This is a genomic window from Actinomycetospora sp. (assembly GCF_055612215.1).
This window is the reverse complement of the sequence record NZ_JBVPVA010000689.1, coordinates 1-3269: the sequence shown is the minus strand read 5'-3', so window position 1 is coordinate 3269 and position 3269 is coordinate 1. Positions and strand designations below refer to the sequence as shown.

Sequence of the window (3269 nt, the reverse complement as noted above, 5' to 3'; positions counted from 1 at the left end):
TGCTCCTCGCCTCCGTCGCCGCGACCGTCTTCGGGCTCTACGACCAGACCTCGCCGATCGGGACGGTCGCCGCGCTCCCCATCGCGTTGTGGGAGTTCTCCCTCGGCGTCTGGCTGGTGGTCAGGGGATTCAGTCCCTCGTCGATCACCGCCGAGGAGCGCTCGCCGTGAGTTCGGGCAGCGACACCGCCGTTCCCGGCGTGCCGCGTGACGCGTGGATCCGCTACGTCCGGACGCCCGGGGACCCGTGGCTCAGCGTGTCGCGGGCGCAGGGATCGGGGTACCGGTGAGGTCGGCGCAATAGGCCAGCAGCGCGTCCTGCGCCCGCTCCGAGTGCGCGTGGTCGGGCGCGGCCCGCTCGCGCAGGTGGCGGAAGTGCCGGCCGGTGACGGTGGCGGCCGGGTCGTCGCTCACGGCGAGCCAGGCCTGGGTGACCGGCGCCAGGTCGATGTCGTCGGGGGCACCGGGACCACCCATCTTCGTCGGCACCCACCCCGGCTCCACCGAGTTCGACAGCACGCCCGGCCAGCGGGCGGCGACCCCGAACGCGAGCAGGACGTCGAAGAGCTTGCTGTCGCTGTAGGCCTGCGCGCCGTTCCAGCGACGTGCCGTCCACTGGGGGTCGGACAGGTCCGGGTCGCCGCCCCGGGCCATCCCGGAGCTCAGGTACACCAGCCGGTCCGGCGGGGTGATCAGCGCGGTGAGCAGGTACGGGGCGAGCACGTTGACGGCGAACACGTGGGACAGTCCGTCGACGGTCTCGACACGACGCGGCTCGCGGTAGCCGATGCCGGCGTTGTGGATGACGGCGTCGAACCGACCCGACTCGTTCGCCTGCGCCGCGACCGACCGGATCTCGGCGAGGGCGGTCAGATCGCCCACCAGCACGCCCTCGGCGTCCGGGAGCGCCGCCCGGGCGTCCTGGGCCCGGCGGTCGTTGCGCGCGTGCAGGGTCACGGCGTGTCCCTGCTCGCTGAGGGTCTGCGCGGCCATCAGGCCGAGCCCGTCGCTCGACCCCGTGATCAGCACGCGGGACATCGCGATCTCCTCATCGTCGGGAACCGGGACCTCCCGGCCTGGCCTGATCGACGGACCCGGTCGGTCCGGGGAGGTCAGCGGCCCCGACCGCTGGACGCCAGCCAGATCGCCTCGTACTGCTCGGGGGTGACGCGCCCGTCGCCGTACGCCGCCTCCACCGTCTTGACCCAGCCGCCCGGCGGGAACGGGTCGGCGGAGCTGCTCCCGGTCGAGATCGCCGGCGTGGAGTCCGGCCACTCGTACGCGGCCAGCGCGGAGCACGTCTCCTCGAGGCTCACCGACCCCGCCTCGAGCGCCAGCAGGTACCGATCGGGGACCGAGTCGCCCGGACGCCACTGTCCAGCCATGTTTCCTCCTGCGCGCGAGACGTCGTCACGATCATGACGATGTTCTCTCGGCGTCGTGCCGCACGCCATCCCGATCATCGCGCTCGACCGGCCGGGTCCGCGTCGTCGCCGTGCCCGCGGCTCTGTCGCGGCGGGGACACACCGGGTGTGCGCCGAGGTACTGACCCACGAGGCCGTCGGTCGGACCCTGGGCGACGTCGGGAGCGGACCGCGCTCCCGCGGGCTCCGAGGGGATTCCACGATGACCAGCTCCGCCTCCCTCCAGCAGTCGGTCCCCCGCGTCCCCGGTGGCGGGCCCCGCTGGGTCGGTGAGCAGGCCGCACGGAGGGCCCGGAACCGCCGGTGGATGCGATGGTGGTGGACCAGCGCCGCGCTCGGCGTGGTCGGGCTGGGATTCCTCGTCGCGGTCGCCGGCGTCGCGGACCCGACGAACGTGCTCTTCGCCTGGTTCGGCTGCTGGATGGTCGCGGTCCTCGCGATGGTGCCGGCCTACCGCCTCGGCTGGGCACAGCGGTACGACCGGTACGACGACGAGTTGTGCACCTACGCCGAGGGCGTCCGGGCCGAGATGTCGATGCGGACCGGCGACGGGGTCGTGCTCCTGGGCGACCGGAGCGTCGCCACCTCGTCGGTGGACGCCCGAGGACGGCGTCGGGTGGAGGTCGAGGACGCGACGCTGGCGCTCGAGGAACGGATCCTCGAGCGGTTCGAGGACGGCAGCATCAGCGCTGTGGCGCTCCGGCTCGTGGACGACTCGGACGTCGTCGTGGCCTCGGCCCGTGGCGACCGACGCGGTGACCGGGTCGACTGGGCGGTGGAGCTCCCGCTGGGCGAGCTGCGCCTGCGCCAGCTCCTGCACGCCGTGCCCAGCCGCCGGACCGTGCTCGACCACGAGGGACGCGCGTGGCGGATCCGCGCCGACGTGGACGCACCGTTCTGGACTGCTGAGCTGCCGGGTCGCGCCGGGGCGGTCGACGCCGTCTTCGTCACGTGGTTCGCCTGCCACCTCGACGCCGTCGGCGTCGAGCGCTGCTACGGGTCCGGCGACGGACCGGCGCTGACCGGCTCCGACGCGACCCGTGTCGTCGGCTCCAGTGCGCGCTGGATGCCCGTGGGATCGCCGGCCGTACGTCCGGACGTGCCCATGGCCTCCGGTGCTGGGGTCGATCTCTGATGAGCCACCCGGGAACGGCCGGCCCGTCACGCTCCGGCGTCGCCAGCAGTTCTCGCGAGTCGGCATCGGAGCTCGGGGCGCTGCCGTATGCCCGTCAGAAGTGGGGTGGGGCTCACCGAGACCGCTACGTTCCGACGTAGACGAACTCGAGCTGGATGTTGTCGGGGTCCCGGAACATGACCGTGGAGTACGGAATCGGGTTCGTCTCATCGATCACGCCGGAGTGGGGAACGCCGAGATCGGTCACGTCGACCTGCCCGACGCGTAGGTGCTCGAGGTAGCGGGTCGCCTGGTCGAGCAGGGCGGCGACGTGGTCGTCGAACAGGCGATAGCGCACCCGTTTCGCGTCCCGTTCGCGAACCTCGTCCTCGCGGCGACCATCAACCTCGGCCTGGTGACCTGCGCCTGCTGAGCAGCCGCGCCTTCGGCCCACGACGGTGACTCGTGCGCGCGACGAGCGCGCGCGACCGCCGACCGGCGAGACGTGCCTCTGGTCACGGCCTCTATGTGCGTCTACGCTAACCGTTCGTGAGCACTAACGAAGATGCCGGGATCGGGTTGCTCGGCGACCCGAACCGACGCGCCATCTTCGAGCTGCTCGCGCGGCGTCCCAGCGCGGTCGGTGAGATCGCCGAGCTGCTGCCGATCACACGGCCCGCGGTGTCCCAGCACCTCAAGGTGCTCAAGGACGGCGGCCTCGTGATCTCCCGT

General features: G+C 72.4%; 6 protein-coding genes. 3 read left to right on the top strand and 3 right to left on the bottom strand.

Going from position 1 to position 3269, the window contains the following annotated elements:
* Positions 1-170, top strand: a 170-nt coding sequence (locus AC0CYZ_RS18870; RefSeq protein ID WP_472218096.1) for a DUF4386 family protein, incomplete at its 5' end; no start/stop codon positions are given.
* Positions 171-251: 81 nt separating this feature from the next.
* Here the strand turns inward: AC0CYZ_RS18870 and AC0CYZ_RS18865 are convergent.
* Both AC0CYZ_RS18865 and AC0CYZ_RS18860 read right to left on the bottom strand, forming a co-directional pair.
* Positions 252-1037 carry an SDR family NAD(P)-dependent oxidoreductase gene (locus AC0CYZ_RS18865; RefSeq protein ID WP_472218094.1) on the bottom strand — a complete coding sequence of 262 codons (786 nt, stop codon included), beginning with the start codon at positions 1035-1037 and terminating at the stop codon, positions 252-254.
* Between the two features lie 74 nt (positions 1038-1111).
* The gene (locus AC0CYZ_RS18860) at positions 1112-1384 is read right to left on the bottom strand and encodes a hypothetical protein (RefSeq protein ID WP_472218092.1); all 273 of its coding nucleotides are present in this window, start codon (positions 1382-1384) and stop codon (positions 1112-1114) included.
* A gap of 241 nt (positions 1385-1625) precedes the next feature.
* Between AC0CYZ_RS18860 and AC0CYZ_RS18855 the strand changes: the two genes are divergently transcribed.
* Positions 1626-2558, top strand: coding sequence for a hypothetical protein (locus tag AC0CYZ_RS18855; protein WP_472218090.1), 933 nt, complete (start codon positions 1626-1628; stop codon positions 2556-2558).
* 124 nt (positions 2559-2682) lie between these two features.
* Here the strand turns inward: AC0CYZ_RS18855 and AC0CYZ_RS18850 are convergent, their stop codons facing one another.
* Complete coding sequence (locus AC0CYZ_RS18850; protein WP_472218089.1) at positions 2683-2895, bottom strand: hypothetical protein; 213 nt, start codon at positions 2893-2895, stop codon at positions 2683-2685.
* A gap of 191 nt (positions 2896-3086) precedes the next feature.
* Here AC0CYZ_RS18850 and AC0CYZ_RS18845 point away from each other — a divergent pair.
* A partial coding sequence (locus AC0CYZ_RS18845; RefSeq protein ID WP_472218087.1) for an ArsR/SmtB family transcription factor occupies positions 3087-3269 on the top strand: 183 nt, incomplete at its 3' end.

Excerpts from the sequence above, each read along its gene's own strand:
- AC0CYZ_RS18865 (WP_472218094.1), bottom strand. The coding sequence starts at position 1,037 with ATGTCCCGCGTGCTGATCACGGGGTCGAGCGACGGGCTCGGCCTGATG.
- AC0CYZ_RS18855 (WP_472218090.1), top strand. The coding sequence starts at position 1,626 with ATGACCAGCTCCGCCTCCCTCCAGCAGTCGGTCCCCCGCGTCCCCGGT.
- AC0CYZ_RS18860 (WP_472218092.1), bottom strand. The coding sequence starts at position 1,384 with ATGGCTGGACAGTGGCGTCCGGGCGACTCGGTCCCCGATCGGTACCTG.